Origin of the sequence: Corynebacterium sp. Marseille-P4611 (genome assembly GCF_916618765.1) — a bacterium.
Taxonomy (GTDB): domain Bacteria; phylum Actinomycetota; class Actinomycetes; order Mycobacteriales; family Mycobacteriaceae; genus Corynebacterium; species Corynebacterium marquesiae.
The window spans coordinates 1,288,917-1,310,426 of the sequence record NZ_CAKAKD010000001.1 but is presented as its reverse complement, the minus strand read 5'-3'; the positions used below and the strand labels follow the sequence as shown (position 1 = coordinate 1,310,426).

Here is a 21,510-nt window from a genome sequence, read left to right as displayed (position 1 = left end):
ATTGGAAAACACAATGTGGCCTCTTGATGCCACCCCCACACAGACTATTGGCGCTACGCCCCGCACCGCTTCAGCAGACAATGCCGGCGGTGTCGGCAAGCGCAAGAGCTACCACGCACTCAACGCGCAGCTGAACTTGTTCGACGCTTCTGGAAAAATCCAGTTTGACAAGGACATTCAGGCAGCACAAGACTATGTCACACACCATGTCGCTCCCCGCATGCATCAGTTCGATTCCACCAAGCAGCGCTTGGAATGGTTGGTTGATAACGAGTACTACGAGCGGGATTTCCTTGAGCTTTATGATGACGCCTTTCTGTGCGCCATGTACGACAGAGCACATCGAGTTAAGCATCAGTTCCGCACCTTCCTCGGCGCATTTAAGTTCTTCACTTCATATGCACTGAAAACCTTTGATGGCTCCCGATTCCTAGAAGGCTACGAAGAACGCGTCGCCACCACAGCTTTATACCTTGCACAGGGCGACGAAGAGCTCGCAGAAAAGCTGGTGGATGACATCATGACCGGACGCTTCCAGCCCGCCACCCCTACTTTTCTCAACGCAGGCAAAGCCCAGCGCGGCGAAATGGTCTCCTGCTTCCTCCTGCGAATCGAAGACAATTTGGAGAGCATTGGCCGCTGCGTGAACTCTGCACTGCAACTATCAAAGCGCGGTGGTGGAGTGGCCCTGTTGCTGAGCAATCTGCGCGAATCCGGAGCCCCGATCAAAAAGATTGAGAACCAGGCTTCCGGCGTAGTCCCAGTCATGAAGATTCTCGAAGATAGCTTCAGCTATGCCAACCAATTGGGCTCCCGGCAGGGCGCTGGAGCCGTCTACCTGCATGCGCACCATCCAGATATTCTTCGCTTCCTGGATACCAAGCGGGAAAATGCCGATGAGAAAGTCCGCATCAAGACTCTTTCGCTGGGGGTTGTTATTCCAGATATAACCTTCCGTCTGGCCAAAGAGAACAAGGATATGCATCTTTTTAGCCCGTATGACATCGCTCGCGAGTACGGCGTAGCCATGTCTGACATGTCCATCACCGGGTACTACGACGAGCTGGTTGCCAATCCGCGAATCTCTCACACGACCATTAAGGCCCGCGAGTTTTTCACCACGCTGGCTGAGCTTCAGTTTGAATCCGGATACCCCTACATCCTCTTTGAGGATACGGTCAACCGCGCTAATCCCCTCAAAGGACATATCAATATGTCCAACCTGTGTAGCGAAATCCTCCAGGTCAACACGCCATCGACCTACGGAGCTTCGGGTGACTACACCACTGTTGGCCAGGATATTTCCTGCAATCTAGGTTCGCTCAACATTGCGAAGGCTTTTGAATCGCCGGACTTCGGGGAGACCGTCGAAACCGCAGTGCGTGCCCTCACGAAGGTTTCAGACCTGACGAATATCGAAGCTGTTCCCTCCATCGCTCACGGAAATGCTTCCATGCATGCCATTGGTCTGGGCCAAATGAATCTCCACGGCTTCCTTGCTTCACAGCGTATTCCTTATGGCTGCGCCGAGGCACTGGACTTTACAAATATCTATTTCCTCACGGTGACCTACCATGCGCTCCGCGCATCCCATGCACTCGCGGTTGAAAAAGGTCAACGATTCACAGGCTTCGAAGAATCCACCTATGCCACTGGCGCCTACTTTGACAAATACATCGACCAAGACTGGGCGCCAGCCACTGAACACGTAAAACAGCTCTTCCACGAAGCAGGCGTGCAGATCCCTCAACGCGAGGATTGGCTACGGCTCAAGAATCAAGTGATGCAAGACGGCATCTACAACGCCTACTTGCAGGCAGTTCCACCCACTGGATCAATTTCCTACATCAATGACTCCACCGCGTCCATCCACCCAATTGCCTCCAAAATTGAAATACGCAAGGAAGGCCGCTTGGGGCGCGTGTACTACCCCGCGCCGGAAATGACCAACGACAACCTGGAGTATTTCGATGACTCCTACGCCGTGGGATACGAAAAAATCATCGACACCTACGCCATGGCCACCCAACACGTGGACCAAGGGCTTTCCCTGACCTTGTTCTTTACCGCTGATACCACCACGCGGGACATCAACAAGGCACAAATCTATGCCTGGAAAGCCGGAATCAAGACCCTCTACTACATCCGTTTACGCCAATCCGCGCTCCAAGGAACCGAGGTCGAAGGCTGCGTCTCCTGTGCTCTGTAGGAGCACGGTCCTCCCCCTTGTCCACAACCATTCACTCAGAAAGAAAGAAGCTATGTCGTCAACATCGAATAGTGCTGAACTAACCAGCATTTCAGTTACTCCGCCGAGCTACCGGCATGATCCTTCAGCCCGCATCCGCGCCATCAATTGGAACCGGGTGAGCGATGACAAGGATCTTGAAGTGTGGAACCGTCTAACCACCAACTTTTGGTTGCCAGAGAAGGTCCCGCTTTCTAATGATCTCCCGGCGTGGCAGAAGATGACACCCGAGGAACGCAACCTCACCATGCGGGTGTTCACGGGACTCACCACCCTGGATACTGTCCAGGCCACCGTGGGTGAAATCTGTCAGATTCAAGATGCCCGCACCGAACACGAGGAGGCCGTGTATACCAACATCGCGTTCATGCAGTCAGTCCATGCCCGTTCATACTCTTCAGTGTTTTCTACCCTGAGCAGTACAAAGGAAATTGATGAAGCATACCGCTGGGCGGTGAATAACGACCTTCTCCAGGCACGCGCCAAGAAAGTTCTCGCGCACTATTTTGGGCCGGATCCACTCAAACGCAAGGTGTCATCGACGTTGCTTTCCTCGCTGCTTCTCTACGCGGGTTTCTATCTTCCCTTGCACTTTTCTGTCCACGCCACCCTGACAAATACGGCAGACATGATCCGCCTCATTCTGCGTGACAAGGCAGTGCACGGCTACTACTCGGGTTACAAATATCAGCGCGGTCTGGAATCCACGACCCCGCTACGGCAGAAGGAGATGCATGATTTCACCATTTCTTTGCTCGAAGAGCTTTATGCACTAGAGCTGGACTATTCCGGCGAGCTATATGAGCCTTTGGGACTCATGGATGATGTAGCCGTGTTCGTTCGCTATAACGCCAATAAGGCACTCATGAATTTGGGCTACCCGGATTATTTCCCGCCCGAAGAAACGGAAGTGAACCCAGAAATCCTCGCGGCCCTAGCCCCCGGAGCAGATGAGAACCATGACTTCTTCTCCGGATCTGGTTCCTCCTATGTCATTGGTACTGCTGAAGAAACGAGTGATGATGACTGGGATTTCTAAACCTTTTCCGCGACCGGACCAAGGAAGCTGGCTTGAGACCATCGCGCTGTTTGAAGCCATCCGCGAAGGAAACCAACCCGCAGCCATGCGGCTGTTGAATACATCCGCCGCACGAGAGGCCGTCCTCGGGGGGCTTCTAGGACTCATCGATCTGTACTTCCGCCATGAAGAAGGAGACAAAGTAGATGGCTTCCTCACCGCCGCCCACGCTGCCGGCCCACCACCGGCCTTTGGCTGCAAGCCTTTTCTCCCTTGACCACGTCTCCCTACACCCAACTAAGAAAGAAGGTTTACCATGACCACCCCACGTATCAGCGTTATCGTCGGCAGCCTGCGCCGAGAGTCATTTGCACGCAAGATTGCACACGAGGTGCTCACGATGATCCCTGAAGGCTACGAGGCAAACATCGTGGAAATCCGTGACTTGCCGCTCTATGACTTCGACTACGATGACCCCGCCGTCACGGACAAGCCCACTCCGGCTGAGTACACCACCTTTCGCGAGACCATCAAGAACTCGAGCGGGATCCTCTTCATTACGCCAGAGAACAACCGCACTATCCCTGCCTGCCTCAAAAACGCAGTGGACATCGGCTCTAAACCCAACTCAGATGTGGCGTGGAAGAACCTTCCCGCAGGTATCATTAGCCACTCTGTAGGCCGCATGGGCGGCTACAGTTCACAGAAGAACCTTCGCCTCGCTCTGTCCTACTTCGACATGCCGCTCCCTGGTCAGCCCGAAGTATTTCTGGGCCAATCCCCCACCCTTTTCGAAGAGTCCGGACATCTCAATCAACGTACCGCAGACTTTGTCAAGGATTACGTTATGCGCTTCCTGCAGTTGACCGACGAGGCCTTTAGAGCCAAGAACGGCTAGCGGTATCCCCAGCCAACACACATCACGCCCTCTTCGAAGTACTCAAAGACTCCTAGAGGGCGTTCACAATGACACAAACCCCGGATTCAGGCTCATCCTTGAGTTACCTGAATCCGGGGTTTCATGCGCGCTCGCCACCACACATGTGGCAGCAGCGCGTTACAAGCGGGAGATTACTTCTCCTCGGAAGCTTCTGCAGCGTCCTCTTCTTCGATTTCACCGAAGTACTGGTCAACGTCTACGTCGTTGCCCTCTTCATCCTTGACGGTGGTGCGGCAGATAGCGGCAGCCAGTGCCTTGCCACGGCGCACGTCAGAGAAGAGGTTTGCGATCTGGCCGTTGGACTGCAGCTGCTGGATGAACTGGTTCGGGTCCATGCCGTAGGACTGAGCGGTGAACAGGATGTGGTCGGTCAGCTCCTGCTGGGAAACTTCCGGCTCTTCCTTCTCGGCTACGGCGTCAAGGAACAGCTGGGTGCGGACGGACTCTTCTGCCTGCTCGCGAGTCTGCTTATCAAACTCCTCGCGAGAGGTGCCCTGTGCCTCAAGGAGCTGAGCCAGTGCCTTCTCATCGTGAGCCAGCTGGCCCAAGATCTGGTGCAGCTGGGAGTGAGCCTGCTCGTCCACTACGGACTGCGGCAGCTCGAATTCAACCTCGGACAGTGCGGACTTCAGAACCTCATCGCGGATCTGTGCAGCCTGCTCAGCCTTCTTGGTCTCCTCCACCTGGGTCTTGGTGGACTCACGCAGCTCGTCCATGGTGTCGAACTCAGAAGCCATCTGAGCGAACTCATCGTCCATAGCCGGCAGCTTGCGCTCCTTGGACTGCTGAACGTGGACCTTGATGGTGGCCTCTTCGTCCTTGTGCTCACCGGACTGGATGGTGGAGGTGAACTCGTTATCCTCACCAGTCTTCATGCCGCGCAGGGCGGTATCTAGACCCTTGATGAGGTCATCGTCACCGATGCGATAGGAAAGGCCCTCGGTGGAAGCGTCTTCAATCTTCTCGCCGTCGATCTCAGCGGTGATGTCGATGATGGCGTAGTCGCCGGTCTTCATCTTGCGCTTGGTGTCTTTGAGCTCACCGAAGCGCTCTGCCAGCTCCTCCAGAGCCTTGTCGACGTCCTCTTCGTCAGCCTTCAGGGCCGGGACGGTAACGGAGATCTTGGAGAAGTCCGGAATCTCGAACTCAGGGCGGATATCAACCTCTGCGGTGAACTCCACGAAGTCCTTGTCCTCAATCTTGGAAATATCAACGTCCGGCTGGCCGATGACCTTCAGATCGTTTTCCTTGACTGCCTGCTCGTAACGGGAAGGCAGCATGTCATTGACAACCTGCTCCAGGATGGGGCCGCGGCCGAAGCGAGCGTCAATAAGCTGGCGCGGTGCCTTGCCCTTACGGAAACCTGGAATAGAAACCTGCTGCGCGATTGCCGCGTAAGCTTGATCGATTTCCTGGTCCAGCTCCGCAAACGGAACGTTGACGGTGAGCTTAACGCGGGTATCGCTCAGCTTGTCTACGGTGGTCTTCACGAGTGAATCTCCCTGGCTTCATTGTTTTACGTACATAAACTTAAAGGGGGTCCGGAAATCCTTATTAGGGCATTTCCAGACCCCCATACGTCGGGGCGACAGGATTTGAACCTGCGACCCCCTGCTCCCAAAGCAGGTGCGCTACCAAACTGCGCCACGCCCCGTATGTAGGCCACCAAGTTACCTTGGCTGCGTTGCATACCTGAGACAGTGTACCGTGTCAGTTTTAAATCTCCTAAACGGACCCCCACTTAATGGAATCCCCGCAGCACAGAAGACGATTTCGACAGCCTAGCGGCTAGAAATCGAAATCGAAATCAAACATTCCGTCAAAGAATCCACCGCCATCGCCATCGCCAAGACCATCAAACAGGCCGCCACCGTCATCGCCACCGCCCATGTCGCCAGCATCGCCAACGTCACCGCCCATGTCGCCAGCATCGCCCATGCCGTCACCACCGCCCCAGTCGCCGCTTTCGGCAGCGGCCGCGGAATAACCAATGCCAGACATACCGGAGAACAGGGCATTAAACATCATGGAGTAGCCAACCATCCACACGCCGGTCTGCAATGCATCAGCCCACCACGGACGCGAGTACCACCCTGCCGGAACTGGGCGCCCTGCGACGGTTCCGCCTGGGTAGTAGTTCGGGGTATCCGCGGAGGCATACGGCGAGGCCGTAATCTGCTGACCATTCGCTTCCACGGTGCGCTTTTCCGTTACCTTGCCCGCGGCGCGCTGCCCCTCGAGCGGCGGCAGCTCTGGGCCCGGGTTCATGCCCATAATCTCGCGCGCGGCATTCACATAATGCATGCCTTCCAAAGCGGACTCACGCGCGAGGTTCGCCTGCTTTGCAGTAGTGGCGCGCGATATTGCTGAGTTAGCCGCAGTAAAGCGCTCGGACGCATCGGCCATTGCCTGCTGGGAGGCAGCATCGGTGCCTGAAATCTGCATTACTTGGCCGCCCAGGCGTTCAATCCACCGGCGAGCATCGGCTTGTGCATCGGCCAATTGCCGTGCTTCTCGTTCCTCGCGGCGCTTTTGAGAGTTGCGCGAGGACATAAACCACGCGCCTCCGCCCACTGCCAGCACAAGGAGCAAAATTCCCACTACGATCATCGCTTTCTATTGGTAGGGCCATTCCTCTTATACCAACGGCTCAAGCGCTACTCTAGTTCCCTATTTTCATTTTTGCCCCCACGTGCGCTAAAGTATGGCGCAGCGTTTCAATAGCGCGCTGTGGGAATGTCGTATAGTGGCTAATACCTCAGCCTTCCAAGCTGAAGACGCGGGTTCGATTCCCGTCATTCCCTCCACGTCTCGCCCATCTTTCAGGTGGGCGATTTTTCGTTTTCCTTCCCCGGCCCTGCTCATCTGCGCTAGCCACACTTGGTTTAAGGCGGACGCATGCGGCGAAGTGTACAGTGGCGCGCATGACTTCAACCAACAAGTATTCCGAATTTATCCGCAATCGCGGGTTAAGCGACAAAATGTGTGTCTGCTATCGGCGTGTCGCGGGGTTAGATGTGGCCTTTTTGGATGCCGATTGAGTGTGTGTACTCGGTATCGATACCGTTGTCGTAGAGGGCTGGTTGTCCTGTTTCATAGTCGGCTTGGTTCTCGTTTCGGGTCAGGGTTGTAACTTTGGCGAGTTGGTTCTGGCCCCAGTTGGACTGTCTGGCGATTTCTATTGGATCGCCAGGCAGTTCCGTTTTCAGATACAGCCACCAATCCAGCATTTTGCGTTGGTGCTCACCGCGTCTGCCGCGATGAGTTCTTGCAAGGAGCTTCAGCTGGGCGTTGATGCCGCCTTCAAGACTGTTGGTGGTGGATTTGATCCGGTGCGGCTCGAGCACACCTTTCGGGGGCTTGAGGTAGACAAACAGCAGGTCATTGCGCCACAGGTGGTTGAGACTGTTGTAGGCCTTGCGCACGTTGACATGGGTCCACACGAGTGTGTCTTTTGCTGTTTTCGGGTCTTTGACCTGTGTCTTTTCGTTGAGCCAATCCTTGTAGAGCGTGTGAAACTCTTGCAGTTGTGCACCCCATTGTGCAGCCTCGTCCAGGGTGGTGATGCGGGTGAGTTTCAGCGCGAGTCGGTAGATGGTGCGGCCAGCATCAGTGCGTGGTCGTGAGGTGGTGTAGCGGCGTACTCTGCGTTGGGCGTGCACGAGGCAGCGTTGGATTTTGGTGTTTGGCCAGCACGTTTTAATTGCGCTTGTGGCTCCTCGGCCACCGTCGATCACAGCGATCAACGGTGCTTCGATGCGCTCGAGCAGGCGCTTGTAGTCGTGTGTGGTTTCTTGTTTGCACCAGTGCCAGGCGATGACGTGGTCGAGCGTTGCCGCCACGATCAGACAGCCACCTGCGGTGTAGGTGCCGTCGATGAAGATCTGGTCGTAGACCCTGCCTGTATGGCCGATGGTCGGGTCAGGCACGTCAACCAGCCAAAAGGCATCGAATTTGCGCTGCAGCGTACGTGTCGAGCAGCTCATGTTGCCGGCGATCGCCGCAAGACTGGTCCCGGCGGTCAGGTGCTGGATGAACGCACGAAATAGGGCTGCGTTGGTGATATCGCTGCGCTGCTTGGTCAGTGAAGCACCGCAGATTTTGCACCGCCACCGGGTCGTCCCGTTGCTGGTGGTGCCGTTTCGTTTCATATCGCCGCCACAATGGCAGCGTGGTCGGTTCTTTGGCATTGGGCAACCGAACCACCGCTCCGTAGCACACCATGGCAGCCACACCGGGGATTTTCGCAAGAGAGGGCCAATATATGCTTTTGGAGCATATATTTTCCGCAAACGCGGAGTTCAGAGCATGAAAATCAACGATTCCGGACACATATTTTGTCGCTTAACCCGCAATCGCCACTCTCCCCGCGCATTCCTTCCGGAGCCCATGCCGGTAGAAGACATCAAGCAGGTCTTGGAGGACGCTCAATCCGCACCGTCCAACTCCAATACCCAGCCGTGGAACGTCCACGTGGTAGGCGGAGAAAAGCTCAAGGAGCTCAGCGCCGCGCTGATTAAGGAATTCGACATCAACGGCCTCAGCCCAGACTTCACCACCGATTATGGTGAGGGCATCCATCCCCAGCGTTCCCAAGAGCTGGCCGCCAAGATGTACGGTCTACTGGGTATTGAGCGCGAGGATAAAGAAGGCCGCGTAGAGTTCGTCCGCGAAAACCTGCGCTTCTTTGGCGCGCCGCATGCGGCACTTCTCTTTATCCCACCGATGGGCGACCGCATCCGTGCTGCCTTTGACCAAGGAACCTACGCCGAAAACTTCCTGCTTTCCTTAGAAGCACACGGCTATCACGGCATCCCACAGGGCATGATTTCCTTGATTGCGCCAACCGCACGCGAATTCCTCGGTGTAGACGAGGACTACAAGCTGGTCACCGCCATCACCTTTGGTACGGCCGATGAATCTAGCCCAGTCTTTAACACGGCTCCGGGCCGCGCGCCGCTCTCAGAGACCGTGACCGTGCACGGGATTGAGGCCTTGGAGCTCGAATAGCACCAGCTCCCCTTAGGAAGCTACTTTCAACGATTTCGTCCATCTAAACCACCGCGACCGTCGACGAAATAGGCGATTTATAGGGACGAAATCGTTGAATCGTCTCGGCGAGCGTCCGCTCACCAATATCACTAAGCGAAGTTGGCCGAAGGGGGCGTCGGCAAGCCTAGAATTGAGCCCATGGATATCACTCTTGCGACCTTTGACCATGCGCCGGAGACCGCACTGCGCGGCGTTCGGTTTAAAAACACGTGGGTGCCTTCGGAAACGTATGCGGACTCCCGCCGCGGCACCCTGACCGGCCAGTACCCGCAGCGCCAGGCCACCACGCGCATCAGCGAGGTTTTTGCTGGGGTGGGCTATGAGGTCCGCGAAGACACGCAACCGGCCAGTGAAGACGTCTTTCGCCTCCTAGAACAGCCCAGCCTGGAGGAACTCGACCAGGTTGAAGGCGTCATTGCCGTCTGCTCCCTGCTGGGCGGGAATACCCCAATGTCAGTGCTGTGGCCGGGTGTGGCGGAAAGCGGAGAGAATAACGAACTAGTCTCCCCTATTGATTTGGCTCCCACCCTCGCCGCCATTGCCGGGCTGGATGTGCGGCCCAATGCGCGCCTGTCCTTCGATGGGTTGAACTTGGTTCCGGTACTGCGCCATGGTGCCTCGGGGCACGCCGCGTTGTTCTTTGACAATGGCGTGCGCATGATAGATGCCGCGCTTATCGACGGCACCGCTACCCCACCCCATGAGCGTGCCCGCCTACAGGACGAGTGGGAGACGTGGAATAAATTCATCACGCTCGGCCCGCTGCAGTAGATAGGTAGTCTGGGGCGCATGAGCGTACCTAACATCACCCTGAATGACGGCAATACCATCCCGCAGCTGGGCTTCGGCGTATTCCAGATGGACCCGGACAAGACCGAAGCGCTGGTAGCCGAGGCCCTGCGGGTGGGCTATCGCCATATCGATACCGCCGCTATCTATGGCAATGAAGAAGGCGTAGGTAAGGCTATTGCCAAATCCGGCATCCCTCGCGAGGAACTTTTTGTCACCACCAAGCTGTGGAATGACCGCCAGACCGATGCCGCCGCAGCACTCGATGAGTCTTTGGACAAGCTCGGCCTAGAGTATGTGGATCTCTACCTCATCCACTGGCCTACCCCGGCGAAGGGAACCTACGTCGAGGCCTGGCAGCAGCTCATTGAGCTGCAGAAGCAGGGCAAGGCAAAGTCAATCGGCGTCTCCAACTTTGAGCTGGAACACTTGGAGGAGCTGGAGCTCAAAACCGACGTCAAGCCGGCGGTCAATCAGGTTGAGCTTCACCCTTACCTGCAGCGGTGGCGCGAGCTGGATGCTTTCCGCGCCCACACCGTAGCTATCGAGGCATGGGGGCCTTTGGGCCAGGGCAAGAGCGACATTTTGGACGCGCCCGAGGTCACCGACGCCGCTGCGGCGCACGATGTCAGCCCAGCGCAAGTCGTCATCCGCTGGCACCTGCAGAATGGCGTCATCCTCTTCCCCAAGTCCGCCACGCCATCGCGCATCGCGGAGAATTTCGACGTCTTTGGCTTCGAGCTCACCGAGGACGAGATGGCTGCCATTACCGCCCTGGATGAGGGCGAAGAGGGGCGCGGCGGTCCGCACCCGAATGACATGAATGACGCTTAAGCCTTAGCGCCTCGGCCGAGCCGGCCGAACCACACAAATAAACGCCGCGGAACCAGCTTTGGTCCGCGGCGTTTATTCCTCGTGGCTTAGGCCTCCGGCAGCTCCGGAGCGATGCCGGTGCGCTCGTATTCCGCCAAGATGTCAATGCGACGCTGGTGGCGCTCCGCGCGGGACCATTCTTGGTCCAGGAAAGCATCGACGATTTCCAGTGCCTGCTCCTCGGTGTGCATACGACCACCGATGCCGATGAGCTGGGCATTGTTGTGTTCGCGGGCAAGGCGGGCGGTCTCTGCGGACCACGCCAGTGCGCAACGAGCACCCTTGACCTTATTGGCGGCAATCTGCTCGCCGTTGCCGGAGCCGCCAAGCACGATGCCCAGGGAGCCTGGGTCATTGACGGTGCGTTGTGCCGCTTCGATGCAAAATGCCGGGTAATCATCCTCGGCATCGTAGGTATGGGCTCCGCAGTCAATGACTTCGTGGCCCTGCTTGGTGAGGTGTTCAGCAATCAGGTTCTTGGTTTCGAAACCTGCGTGGTCTGCTCCTAGATATACGCGCATGGCCCACATCCTACCGGCCCGGCGCGCCTTGAGGAGGCTTAGCGCCCACCCTGTTTCGTATTACATTGTCTTGATAAGCTCGCGGGCAACCACTATCGCTATAAAGGAGGAAAGTCATGCCTATAACCAAACCGGTCCTCGCGCTCTACGGCGGGAGCCTTCTCGCCTGCATCATCCTGCTTGGTGTTCAGGTTTCCGGCGCCGGAGGCTTCCTCCTCCCGCTTATCACGAGCATTCTTGCCACTTTGGCTCACCTAGGCCTGGGTGTGTGGTGGATTGCACAAAAGGTGCGCGGGAACCCGCGGGCCAACGGGGGCGCGATTGCGGCCGGCATTATCGCGCTTCTCGCTGGAGCCTCGTGGGCATCCTGGGCGCTAGTCGCGTGGGACGACTTTCGGGCCGGCATGGAACTTCCCTCTATCAATATCGCAGGTCTGCCGGCATTCATCTTGACCCCACTGACCATCGCACTGTGTGTCGGCGCCGCAATTCAGCTGCGCCGACGTAAAAAGACCGCTTAGTTTTCCTCCACCTGCGGCATCTCGGTGCGGGAGCGCTTGAGCTCGAAGAAGTAGGGGTACTGGGCAAGGCGCAGGGAGGCGTCGAAAAGCTCGCCTGCTTCTTCACCGGTAGGGATACGGGTAATGACTGGGCCGAAGAAGGCGGTATCACCCAGCTTGATAACCGGGGTGCCTACCTCATCACCCACAGAAGAAATGCCGTTGTGGTGGTACTCGCGCAGCTTTTCGTCATAATCCTCGGTATTGGCTACCTCGGCGAACTCTGCTGGGAGGTCCACCTCCGCTAGGGCCTGAGCGATGATGTCATCATAAGCGCCAAAGCCGGTGCGCCCGCCATTGCCCTTGGCGTGAACCAGGGTGCCCATCGCAGTGTAGAGCTCGTCTACCTTCTCAGGGCGTTCGGCCTTGACCTTGGCAAAGACGCGGGCTGGACCCCAGTTAGCCTTCATCATGTCCATGTAGGTGGAGTCAAGATCGCGGCCGTCATTGAGCACGGAGAGGGACATCGGCTCGAACTCGACCTCGATGTCGCGTACCTTTTCCACTTCCTTAATCCAGCGCGAGGTAGCCCAAGCGAAGGGGCAGGATACGTCGAACCAGAACTTTACTGCATCAGCCATGAATACTCCTTTGATTGAAAAAGTTTGCCCCACCAGCCTAGGTGCACGACTACTGTGGATGCAGAACTATTTTTCAGCTTAGAAGGAGAATATAGGCTATGACCTCTATAAACCTGACTCGCGAGGAAGCTGCCCAGCGCTCCCGAATGATCGAGGTGGACCACTACGATGTCACTTTAGACCTCAAGTATTCAGACACCCACTTCCTGTCCACCACGAAGGTGAGCTTTACCTCGCGAGAGATCGGCTCGACCTTTATCGATCTGCGCGCCGAGGAAATCCAGGAGGTACGCCTCAACGGCAATCCCCTGCCCACTGATTCCTATAACCCCACCTACGGCATTCCCCTGTCTGGCCTCCAGGTAGCCGATTACACACTGGAAGTCACCGCCACGATCCCGTACTCCCGCACCGGTGAGGGCCTGCACCACTTTGTAGACCCTGCCGATAACAAAGTCTACCTTTATACCCAGTTTGAAACCGCCGATGCCAAGCGAGTCTTCGCCTGCTTTGACCAGCCGGATATGAAGGCCACCTACGCGCTGCATTTCAAGGCGCCCGAAGAGTGGACCATCATTAGCAATGGCCCCGTGAGCTGGGAAGGCGATGTAGCCAGCACGGCTATTGACTATCCGTTGTCCACCTACCTGGTAGCCCTGTGCGCCGGCCCGTACCACGAGGTCACCGATACCTGGCACGGCGAGCTAACCGCGCACCCAGAGGGCAAGCCGGCCCAAAAACTCGAGGTGCCACTCGGCATCTACTGCCGCGCTTCGCTCGCCCACGCACTGGATGCCGAGCGCCTATTTACCGAGACCAAGCAGGGCTTTGATTTCTACCACCGCAACTTCGGTTTCCCCTACCCCTTTGGCAAGTATGACCAGATCTTCGTGCCGGAGTTCAACGCCGGCGCGATGGAGAATGCCGGCTGCGTTACCATCCGCGATGAGTACGTCTTTACTTCCCAGGCCACGCACTACAAGTACGAGCGCCGCGCCGATACCGTCCTACACGAGTTGGCCCATATGTGGTTCGGTGACTTGGTCACCATGCAGTGGTGGGACGATTTGTGGCTCAATGAGTCCTTCGCCACCTGGTCCGCCGCCATCTCCCAGGCGGAGGAAACCGAATACGATACCGCGTGGGTGACCTTTGCCAATGTGGAAAAATCCTGGGCCTATCAGCAGGATCAGCTGCCGACCACCCACCCGATTTCCACCGACGCCAGCGATATCGAAACGGTGGAGCAAAACTTCGATGGCATCACCTATGCCAAGGGCGCTTCGGTGCTCAAGCAGCTGCAGGCTTATGTCGGCCGCGACAACTTCCTCGCCGGTGTGCGCCGCCACTTCGCCGCCCATGCATGGGGCAATGCCACCTTTGATGATCTGCTGCGCCACCTAGAAGAGGCCTCCGGCCGCGACCTTTCCTTCTGGGCGCAACAGTGGCTCAAGACCTCCGGCATCAATACGCTCAGCGTGGCGCTCAATGCGGATGAGTCTGGCACGATTACCCATGCTTACCTCACCCAGGCCGGCGATACCCTGCGCACCCACCGCGTGGCGGTAGGCCTGTATAACCTGCAGGACGGCAAGGTGGTGCGCACCGATCGCATCGAGATGGATATCGATGGCGCTACCACCGAGATTCCAGAGCTCATCGGCCGCCAGTTGGCAGACATTGACTTCCTCCTACCCAACGACGATGACCTGACCTATTGCCTCATCGAGCTGGACGCGGGTTCCCTGCAATTCCTGCTGGACAATATTGATAAGTTCGCCGATCCCATGGCCCGTACCCTGTGCTGGTCTACCGCGTGGGAGATGACCCGCGCCGGTACTATGCGCGCCCGCGATTTCATCCAACTGGTTGCCCGCGGCATGCAGGCGGAGACGGAGCTCGCCGTCCTCGAACGCATTGTCCTGCAGGCCTCTAGCGCGCTGAAGAACTATGCCGATCCACAGTGGGCGGCTCAGAGCACCCTGCTTGCCGACGCCCTCCTCGACGGCGCCCACAGCCCCGATGCCCAGCGCTCCATCATCTGCACCCAGGCACTGGCGAAGATTCGCCTGCACGATAGTGCGCGCGACTATCTGCGCGGCGTGCTCGAGTCCTCCGCGGATGCGGGGCTGCGCTGGTCCGCACTGGCGGCACTTGCCGCCGATGGCGCGGTAGAGGACGTCCCTGCTGCCGCGGATGCGCAACTCGAGCGCGATAACTCCGCCACCGGCTACTACTCTTCCCTGCGTGCCCGCGCAGCCGTGGCAACCGCCGAGAACAAGCGCGCGGTATGGGAAGAAATCGTGGCGGGAAATCTCACCAACCGCGAGCTCACCTCCAAGCTGGAAGGCCTGCTCTACCCGCATAGCGATGAATTCCTGCCCACCGCGGAGTTCTTCGATATCGCAGAAAAGGTATGGACTTCCCAATCCTCCGAGGTGGCACTGACCACCGTGACGGGTCTCTTCCCTTCCTGGGATATCACGCACAAGGGCCTAGAGCGCGCCGATGCCTTCTTGAAGAAGGCGCTGCCGGGTGGTTTGCGCCGTACCGTCACCGAGCAGCGTGACCGCGTGGCCCGCGCGCTGCGCAACCGCCAGGTCGACGCTAGCTAAGCCGGCTTTCCCGCGCCGTTGCCCTGGCCCGGTAGGGGTTGCGGCGCGGGATCCTCACCCAGGACCACCTCGACGTTGGCGATATCAGAGCGCAGCGACTCTTCAATATAGGCAAAGACCGCGCCCGATTTAGTCTTTAACAGTCGCACGAACCGAAGCAGCGGGTGCGTGCAATAGTTTCTGCTCTTCGGTGCGAGCGGTAGCGGCGCGCATGCTCTCGCGCTTAAAGACGGGCTTGAGGTTGTAGCCAGCCAGGATTTCCATGATGGGCTCGCGCAGATCGTGCTGATTGAGATCGGGAGCCATATCTACCGGGATGGTGTAGCGCGAAAGGATGACGGGCTTGCCATCGACGGTATAGAGGCGCTTGATATCCCACGCAAAGGTGGAATCGCTAACACCCAGTACCGCTGCCACATGCTTGGGCACGTGGGCTTTGTTAACGGAGACCACGCGTACGGCGGTGTCGTGCCCGCGCTCGCGCAGCTGGGTGACGATATTGTCCTTGTTGGTCAGGCTCAGTGTAGGGGGAACCGTGCGCACGTAGGTGCCACCACTGCGCCCGCGGCGGCGGTCAATGAGGCCTTCTACCTCCAATATGTCTAAAGCATGGCGCACGGTCATGCGCGCAACATGAAATTCCCGGACCAATTCGCGTTCGGTAGGAAAACGCTGACCGGGTTCTAATTCATTGCGTTCGATCTTATCGCGTAGGGCATCCGAGATACGGAGATAGGCGGGCCGCTTTCGGCTTTGGGAATTCACAGCCCCCGAGTGTAATGGACACCCCTGGAAACCAAACCCATTAATGTGTGATGTCCATTACCACTACTTGCGTTCCTACTTGCGCAGATGTAACTCGATTCGCGGCCTGACCTGGATTTCCGTCAGCTGAGTGGTGGGGCCTGCCTCTACCACGGTACGAATGGCACGAGCCACCTCAGCCGGGGCAATAACCTGGGAGGGATCATAATCCTGCAACCCCTTAAGCATCGGGGTATCGGTAGGCCCTGGAGCCACGGTGGATACGCGGATTCCCGGCTCAGAGATGCGCAGTCCATCGGCGAGTGCATACAACGCGTGCTTGGTCGCCGCGTAGATGACGTTATCGCCGTAGCTGTGGCGTCCAGCGCCAGAGTTAATAAAGACCACGGTGCCTTCCGCTTTGCGCAGCTGCGGCAGCAAGGCGCGGGTCAGCTCTGCAGGGGCGTGCACGTTGAGGTCCATGTGCGCGCGCCAATTTTCCGGCGTGGCCTCCTCCACGGAGTACTTGGTAGCCCGTGCTGCAGCGTGGACGAGCACGTCCACGCGGTCTAGCTCCGGCAGCTTCATGCCTTCATCGAGGCCGGCGACGAGGTCGATGGCCACCGGAGTAATGGAGTCCGCTTCGGGCAGATCTGCCGCGCCCCGTCCCAGTGCGTACACGTGGTAATCACCGGCCAGGTCAGCGATGATTTCGCGGCCCATGCCGCCGGTAGCGCCGGTGACGACGGCGACCTTCTGCGGGGCTTCGCTCTCCGAGCGTGCTGGTGCGGTGGCGTTCTTTGTATCAGTCATGCCGCCCCATCATAGGGATCCTTTGCTTTCAGCGCCGCACCGGACCAGTCGCCGCCGGTAGCCGATTAACGGAAGCGCTTAGGCACGTCCGGCTGGCCCAAGGTGAGCATCAAACGATTAGCCCAGTTGAAGAAGGAGGAAGCGTAGATGAGGTCCAAGATGGACTGCTCATCGAATCCCGCCCCACGTAGTTCAGCGCATAGTGCCGCATCAAAGGCGAAGGGGGTTTCCGTCAGCGCCACGGCGGCGCGACGGATAAGGTCCCATTCCTTTGAGCCAAGGTCGGCGTCGATGCCCTCGTCCAAGAGGCGGTCTACGATTTCACGGTCGCCGCCTTCCTGGACGCACCGCGCCTGGTGCACGGAGGCACAGTACTCGCAGCCGTTGTAGCGCGATGCCACAGTAGCGGCGAGCTCGCGGTCCGCACGGGAGAGCCCACCTTCGGTGTTATAGAAAATGTCCAGGTCAGTCAGCGTGCGCGCCTTCAAGGCCGCAGGGTCGCGGGCGAGCAAGCGGAAGTACTCGGAATCGATACGCTCTGGCTTGATGAGGGCATCGGTATGCACCGCGGTGAAATCCTCCTTCGCCAGCGCCTCTACCCAGGGCTTCCAGCCCAGGGAGTGATTGACAAAGTGGTCCGGCAGCACGGTATTGGGCTGCAATGTAGTCGCGGTTACCTCCCAACCCGGATCGGCCACGCCGGCGGCGCGCTCGGCTGCGGGGTGGGATGCGGGATCCTCACCAGAAAGCACGCGCAGGCCGTGGACCACGCGCAGCTGGAAGGCCAAAAATGCCACCAGCTGGGACAGGCTGACGATATCCGTAGCAGACCATCCTGCGGCATCGAGGTGTCCGATCGCCTGCGGGGAGGCATCCTTGGGGTGGAAAGCCAGAAGGTGCGCCCAATCGAAGGCTGCAGCTAGGCGCGTGCCGAGCGCGGCTTCCGCGGCGGTATCGCCGAAGATAAGGAAATCACCCTGGTGGTACGGGCCGGTAGACACACCGCGCTGGCTCGCGGCGCGCACGGCGGCAACAAGATCCTCGTCGGCCTCATCGCCCAGCAGGTCGAAGTAGAAATCCGTCGCCTCGCTCGCCCGGTAGGTGGCAGCGGTAAAAGCCGCTACGGCATAGCGCTCCGTATAGGAGAACTCGCCTGGTTCTGCAGGCTCGAGCAAAGCGCTAAAGCTCAGTTGCGCATTGTCCTGCGCATCGTGGCGCGCACGGCGCAGCTGTTGCACCTCGGCGCTGGCATGGGAGAGTTCATTAATAATGTCGGTCATATTCTCAGTCCAACCTTTCTGGGGCGCGGTTATAGCCCCAAGTTTAAGTCTCCGGCACGATAGCGGGAGCCAGGGATGGCGTCAATGAGCTGGCGCGTGTACTCGGTTTCTGGGTGCGCAAAGACCTGCGCGGTAGGTCCAGATTCCACTTGCGTGCCGTGGGAGAGCACGGAGACGGTATCGGAAATTTGGTTGACTACCGCCAGATCGTGGGAGATGAAGATATAGGTAAGCTCCAGCTCGCGCTGCAGCTCGTCGAGCAAGCGCAGTATCTGCGCCTGCACGGTGACGTCGAGCGCGGACACGGCCTCATCAAGCACCACGAGATCGGGCTCAATGATCATGGCGCGGGCGATGGCCACGCGCTGGCGTTGGCCACCGGAGAGCTCACGGGGACGGCGGGAAGCCATGGAAGAATCCAAGGCCACCAAATCAAGAAATTCGCGTGCCTTGGCACGCGCATCACGCTTAGAAGCGCCGGTGAAATTGCGCACCGGTTCGGCGATGGTATCGCCAATGCTCAAGCGCGGATCCAGCGAGCCAAAAGGATTTTGGTAGACCATCTGGATCGAACGGCGCAGCTCACGACGGTGCTTGCCACGGGCGGAGCTAATGTCTTCCCCGCCCAAGCGAATGCTGCCGGAGGTGGGCGTGCTCAACAAGGAAATGGCGCGGCCGGTGGTTGTCTTACCGGAGCCAGACTCCCCCACCAATGCATGGGTAGTGCCGCGGGCCACGGAAAAGTTGATGCCCTCCACCGCGGTGTAATCCCCGAAGCGTTGGCTCAGCCCTTCCACCTCGAGCAAGGTTTCGCGGTGCGCGGGCGCGGCGGCCCGCACAGGAGATGCGGCCTGGGAGGAAGTGGGGGCGGTGAGCGAGGGGGCGTCGGCAAGCAGGCGCTTAGAATAGGCATGCTGGGGGTCGGTGAGGACGCGGGCAGCAACGCCCGACTCGCGGACGGTGCCCTTTTCCATCACCACGATGTTATTGGCGCGGTCGCCCGCTACGGCCAGATCATGGGTAATGAAAAGGATGCCCATGGTGAGCTCTTCGCGCATCTCATCCAGGAGGTCCAGGATGATCTTCTGCACGGTGACATCGAGCGCGGAGGTAGGCTCATCGGCGATGATAAGCTCCGGCTCCAATGCCACGGCCGCGGCAATGAGCACGCGTTGCTTCATGCCGCCGGATAGCTCATGCGGGTACTGGTGATAGCGGCGCTGCGGATCATCAATGCCCACGCGTTCCAAAAGCTCCAGTGCACGCTTTTTCCGGGAGGCTTTATCGCCCTGTCCGTGGATGGTCATACCCTCCTCCACCGAGGCACCGATGGTCTTGAGCGGGTTAAGCGAGTTATTGGGATCCTGCGGAATAAGTCCAATACGGCGACCGCGCAGTTCCCGCCATTGCTTTTGGGAATACTGGGTAACGTCGCGGCCGTCGAAAGTAATGGTGCCAGAAACGATCGACGCATTATCTGGCAGCAGGCCGATGGCGGCCATGGCGGAGGTGGACTTGCCGGAACCGGACTCGCCAACGATGGCGGTCATTTCGCCAGGGTTTACCTCAAACTCAATGCCACTTACCGCTTCTACCTCACCATGGGCGGTGCGGTAGGTAATGGATAGATCACTAATGCTAAGCAGGGACATTAGGCCGCCTTTCGCAGTGTCTGGCTGAGGTGGTTGGCCGCGAGGACCACCGCGACGATGACAAGGCCCGGGGCGATGGTCAACCAGCCGGCCGTGGCGATGTAATCGCGCGATTCAGAGATGAGCAAGCCCCATTCCGGGGTTGGGGGCGGTGCGCCATAGCCCAGGAAGCCTAGGGTGGCTAGCTGCAAAATGGCCAGGCCAAATTGCAGCGCTGCTACAGCGAAGACCGCGGTGAGTGAATTGGGAAGAATATGGCGCACGAGCACCTGGAAGGAAGAACCGCCGGAGCCGTAGGCGGCCTCGACGAAATCGGAGCCGGCAACGCTAAGCACCTGGGAGCGTGCAAGGCGTGCAAAGGTGGCCACGGAGGTGATACCTACCGCGATGGCAGCATTGAAGATGCCGTGTCCGAGCACGATGATGACGGACAGGGAGAGCAAGAGTCCAGGGATGGACAGCAGCACATCCACAATGCGCATGATCACGGCATCGACCCAGCCGCGGCGCACTCCGGCGATGACGCCCAAGATGGTGCCGACGATGAGGCCGAAGAGTACGGCCAGGAGCGCGCCGAGTAGGGATTGGCGCGCGCCGTAGACCACGCGGGTGTAGAGATCACGGCCGACGGCATCGGTGCCGAACCAGTGTTGGAAGCTGGGTTGCAGCAGCGCCGTGGTGTCCCCGCCCTGATTAGGGTCCTGGGAGGTAAACAGTTGGGGGAACAGCGCGCAGAGCACCGCCAGGCCCAGCACAATCAGCGAGATGATGGTGCCCGGGGTGAGCTTCAGCTGTGTGGATTTAAGCTTCATGCTTGGACCTTCTTCTCGTTCGTTGCGGTGGTATCGGCGGTGGTGGCAGCGGTGGCGGAGCTAGATGTAGTCTCGTGCTCGCGCTCGCGCAGGCGCACGTCAAGCACTGGGTAGAGCAGGTCCACAATCAGATTGATAAGGACAAAGACGGCGGCGGCAAGCACCACGATGGCCAGCAGCACTGAGGTATCACGGTTGGCCACCGCATCCACGGTCAGCGCACCGATGCCGTGGCGGGCGAAGACCGCTTCCGTCACCACGGAGCCGCCGACGAGCTCACCAAAGGTAAGGCCGGCCATGGTCAGTGCCGGCAGCAGCGCGTTGCGCAAGACGTTGCGCCACAACAACCAGGCACCGCTAGCACCCTTGGCACGTACAACCTGCACGAAGGACATATCCATGACCTCATCGATGGAGCGCAGCAGCACCTGCGCCAGCGGTGCGGCCACGAAGATGGCCAGGGTGATTACCGGCAGGATGAGGCTTTGGGCGTCGCTCGCGCCAATGACCGGCACCCAGCCCAAGCCAAAGGAGAATATCTGGATCAAGATGATGCCGATCCAGAAGGTGGGCAGGGAAACCATCACGGAAGGCAGGCTGCGGAAGAAACTGCGCAGCCAAGAAAAGGGGCCGAAGGTGGAGACAATAGCCACCACGAAGGCTAGGACCACGCCTACAAGGAAGGCGAAGACCGCCAGCGCCAGCGTGGAAGGAAGGGCATCCGCCAGCATCTCCGATACGGCGGTACCGGTGGCGACGGAAAAGCCGAAATCACCGGTGAGGAATCCGCCGAGCGCGCTGAAGTAGCGGCTTAAGATCGGCTCATCGGCACCATAAACCTCGCGGATGGTGGCCAGCTGCTCGGCGTTGAGCCCCAAGTTGGGGTTGTCATAGCGGGTCGCGACGGCGTCACCAGGCAGTGCTGCTAGGAGGATGAAAGAAAGGGTGAAGGTTGCCCAGATGACGAGCACGGCTTGGCCGATGCGCAGGGCAATAGTTTTCAGGCTCATGG

At 58.7% G+C, this 21,510-nt stretch carries 21 protein-coding genes and 2 tRNA genes; 10 read left to right on the top strand and 13 right to left on the bottom strand.

Annotated features, from left to right (window positions below; genetic code table 11):
- Positions 1-13 precede the first annotated feature (13 nt).
- Genes nrdE through LG376_RS06355 form a run of 4 tightly spaced genes read left to right on the top strand, consistent with a single transcriptional unit; the run spans position 14 to position 4,164 of the window.
- Positions 14-2,209 carry a class 1b ribonucleoside-diphosphate reductase subunit alpha gene (gene nrdE, locus LG376_RS06370; protein WP_225746543.1) on the top strand — a complete coding sequence of 732 codons (2,196 nt, stop codon included), beginning with the start codon at positions 14-16 and terminating at the stop codon, positions 2,207-2,209.
- 52 nt (positions 2,210-2,261) lie between these two features.
- Positions 2,262-3,287 carry a class 1b ribonucleoside-diphosphate reductase subunit beta gene (gene nrdF / locus LG376_RS06365; protein ID WP_005324047.1) on the top strand — a complete coding sequence of 342 codons (1,026 nt, stop codon included), beginning with the start codon at positions 2,262-2,264 and terminating at the stop codon, positions 3,285-3,287.
- Positions 3,238-3,543, top strand: coding sequence for a hypothetical protein (locus tag LG376_RS06360; RefSeq protein ID WP_150850435.1), 306 nt, complete (start codon positions 3,238-3,240; stop codon positions 3,541-3,543). The genes nrdF and LG376_RS06360 overlap by 50 nt, the downstream gene beginning before the upstream one ends.
- A gap of 39 nt (positions 3,544-3,582) precedes the next feature.
- Complete coding sequence (locus tag LG376_RS06355; RefSeq protein WP_005324045.1) at positions 3,583-4,164, top strand: NADPH-dependent FMN reductase; 582 nt, start codon at positions 3,583-3,585, stop codon at positions 4,162-4,164.
- A 173-nt stretch (positions 4,165-4,337) separates the two neighbouring features.
- Here the strand turns inward: LG376_RS06355 and tig are convergent, their stop codons facing one another.
- The 3 genes from tig to LG376_RS06340 all read right to left on the bottom strand — a co-directional run bounded on the left by tig (position 4,338) and on the right by LG376_RS06340 (position 6,816).
- Positions 4,338-5,696, bottom strand: a complete 1,359-nt coding sequence (gene tig, locus LG376_RS06350; protein ID WP_005324044.1) for a trigger factor — start codon at positions 5,694-5,696, stop codon at positions 4,338-4,340.
- Between the two features lie 90 nt (positions 5,697-5,786).
- Positions 5,787-5,860, bottom strand: a tRNA-Pro gene (locus tag LG376_RS06345).
- Between the two features lie 134 nt (positions 5,861-5,994).
- Positions 5,995-6,816, bottom strand: coding sequence for a DUF1542 domain-containing protein (locus tag LG376_RS06340; protein WP_225746542.1), 822 nt, complete (start codon positions 6,814-6,816; stop codon positions 5,995-5,997).
- Between the two features lie 122 nt (positions 6,817-6,938).
- Between LG376_RS06340 and LG376_RS06335 the strand changes: the two genes are divergently transcribed.
- Positions 6,939-7,013 (top strand) — tRNA-Gly (locus LG376_RS06335).
- 204 nt (positions 7,014-7,217) lie between these two features.
- Here the strand turns inward: LG376_RS06335 and LG376_RS06330 are convergent.
- Positions 7,218-8,396 (bottom strand): IS256-like element ISCre1 family transposase, encoded by a 1,179-nt coding sequence (locus tag LG376_RS06330; RefSeq protein ID WP_013887464.1) that lies wholly within the window; start codon positions 8,394-8,396, stop codon positions 7,218-7,220.
- A 118-nt stretch (positions 8,397-8,514) separates the two neighbouring features.
- Between LG376_RS06330 and LG376_RS06325 the strand changes: the two genes are divergently transcribed.
- From LG376_RS06325 to LG376_RS06315, 3 genes are all read left to right on the top strand, one after another.
- Positions 8,515-9,216, top strand: coding sequence for a nitroreductase (locus LG376_RS06325; RefSeq protein WP_225746541.1), 702 nt, complete (start codon positions 8,515-8,517; stop codon positions 9,214-9,216).
- A 180-nt stretch (positions 9,217-9,396) separates the two neighbouring features.
- Entirely contained in the window at positions 9,397-10,029 is a 633-nt protein-coding gene (locus tag LG376_RS06320) for a hypothetical protein (RefSeq protein ID WP_225746540.1), read from the top strand.
- Between the two features lie 18 nt (positions 10,030-10,047).
- Entirely contained in the window at positions 10,048-10,881 is an 834-nt protein-coding gene (locus LG376_RS06315; protein WP_225746539.1) for an aldo/keto reductase, read from the top strand.
- An 86-nt stretch (positions 10,882-10,967) separates the two neighbouring features.
- On the opposite strand, the gene LG376_RS06310 is transcribed toward LG376_RS06315, so the two are convergent.
- On the bottom strand, positions 10,968-11,441 hold the full coding sequence (locus LG376_RS06310) for a ribose-5-phosphate isomerase (RefSeq protein WP_005327249.1): 474 nt from the start codon (positions 11,439-11,441) through the stop codon (positions 10,968-10,970).
- Positions 11,442-11,557: 116 nt separating this feature from the next.
- Here LG376_RS06310 and LG376_RS06305 point away from each other — a divergent pair, with 116 nt between their 5' ends.
- Entirely contained in the window at positions 11,558-11,962 is a 405-nt protein-coding gene (locus LG376_RS06305; protein ID WP_225746538.1) for an MFS transporter, read from the top strand.
- Here LG376_RS06305 and LG376_RS06300 read toward each other — a convergent pair.
- Positions 11,959-12,582, bottom strand: coding sequence for a disulfide bond formation protein DsbA (locus LG376_RS06300; protein WP_225746537.1), 624 nt, complete (start codon positions 12,580-12,582; stop codon positions 11,959-11,961). The genes LG376_RS06305 and LG376_RS06300 overlap by 4 nt on opposite strands.
- A 98-nt stretch (positions 12,583-12,680) precedes the next feature.
- Here LG376_RS06300 and pepN point away from each other — a divergent pair, with 98 nt between their 5' ends.
- Positions 12,681-15,197: an aminopeptidase N gene (pepN, locus tag LG376_RS06295; RefSeq protein ID WP_225746536.1), complete on the top strand. Its 2,517-nt coding sequence runs from the start codon at positions 12,681-12,683 to the stop codon at positions 15,195-15,197.
- Here the strand turns inward: pepN and LG376_RS06290 are convergent.
- The 7 genes from LG376_RS06290 to LG376_RS06260 all read right to left on the bottom strand — a co-directional run bounded on the left by LG376_RS06290 (position 15,194) and on the right by LG376_RS06260 (position 21,508).
- Positions 15,194-15,346 carry a hypothetical protein gene (locus tag LG376_RS06290; RefSeq protein WP_225746535.1) on the bottom strand — a complete coding sequence of 51 codons (153 nt, stop codon included), beginning with the start codon at positions 15,344-15,346 and terminating at the stop codon, positions 15,194-15,196. The two genes, pepN and LG376_RS06290, sit on opposite strands and share 4 nt — an antisense overlap.
- On the bottom strand, positions 15,327-15,962 hold the full coding sequence (locus LG376_RS06285) for a GntR family transcriptional regulator (RefSeq protein WP_225746534.1): 636 nt from the start codon (positions 15,960-15,962) through the stop codon (positions 15,327-15,329). Before LG376_RS06285 ends, LG376_RS06290 begins: the two co-directional genes overlap by 20 nt.
- Positions 15,963-16,037: 75 nt before the next feature.
- Positions 16,038-16,754 carry an SDR family oxidoreductase gene (locus LG376_RS06280; protein WP_225746533.1) on the bottom strand — a complete coding sequence of 239 codons (717 nt, stop codon included), beginning with the start codon at positions 16,752-16,754 and terminating at the stop codon, positions 16,038-16,040.
- 65 nt (positions 16,755-16,819) lie between these two features.
- Positions 16,820-18,034: an alkylhydroperoxidase domain protein gene (locus LG376_RS06275; protein ID WP_225746532.1), complete on the bottom strand. Its 1,215-nt coding sequence runs from the start codon at positions 18,032-18,034 to the stop codon at positions 16,820-16,822.
- 29 nt (positions 18,035-18,063) lie between these two features.
- Entirely contained in the window at positions 18,064-19,686 is a 1,623-nt protein-coding gene (locus tag LG376_RS06270) for an ABC transporter ATP-binding protein (protein WP_225746531.1), read from the bottom strand.
- A complete protein-coding gene (locus LG376_RS06265) occupies positions 19,686-20,498 on the bottom strand; it encodes an ABC transporter permease (RefSeq protein ID WP_225746530.1) in 813 nt (270 codons plus the stop codon). Before LG376_RS06265 ends, LG376_RS06270 begins: the two co-directional genes overlap by 1 nt.
- Positions 20,495-21,508, bottom strand: a complete 1,014-nt coding sequence (locus LG376_RS06260) for an ABC transporter permease (RefSeq protein WP_225746529.1) — start codon at positions 21,506-21,508, stop codon at positions 20,495-20,497. The genes LG376_RS06265 and LG376_RS06260 overlap by 4 nt, the downstream gene beginning before the upstream one ends.
- Positions 21,509-21,510: the final 2 nt, after the last annotated feature.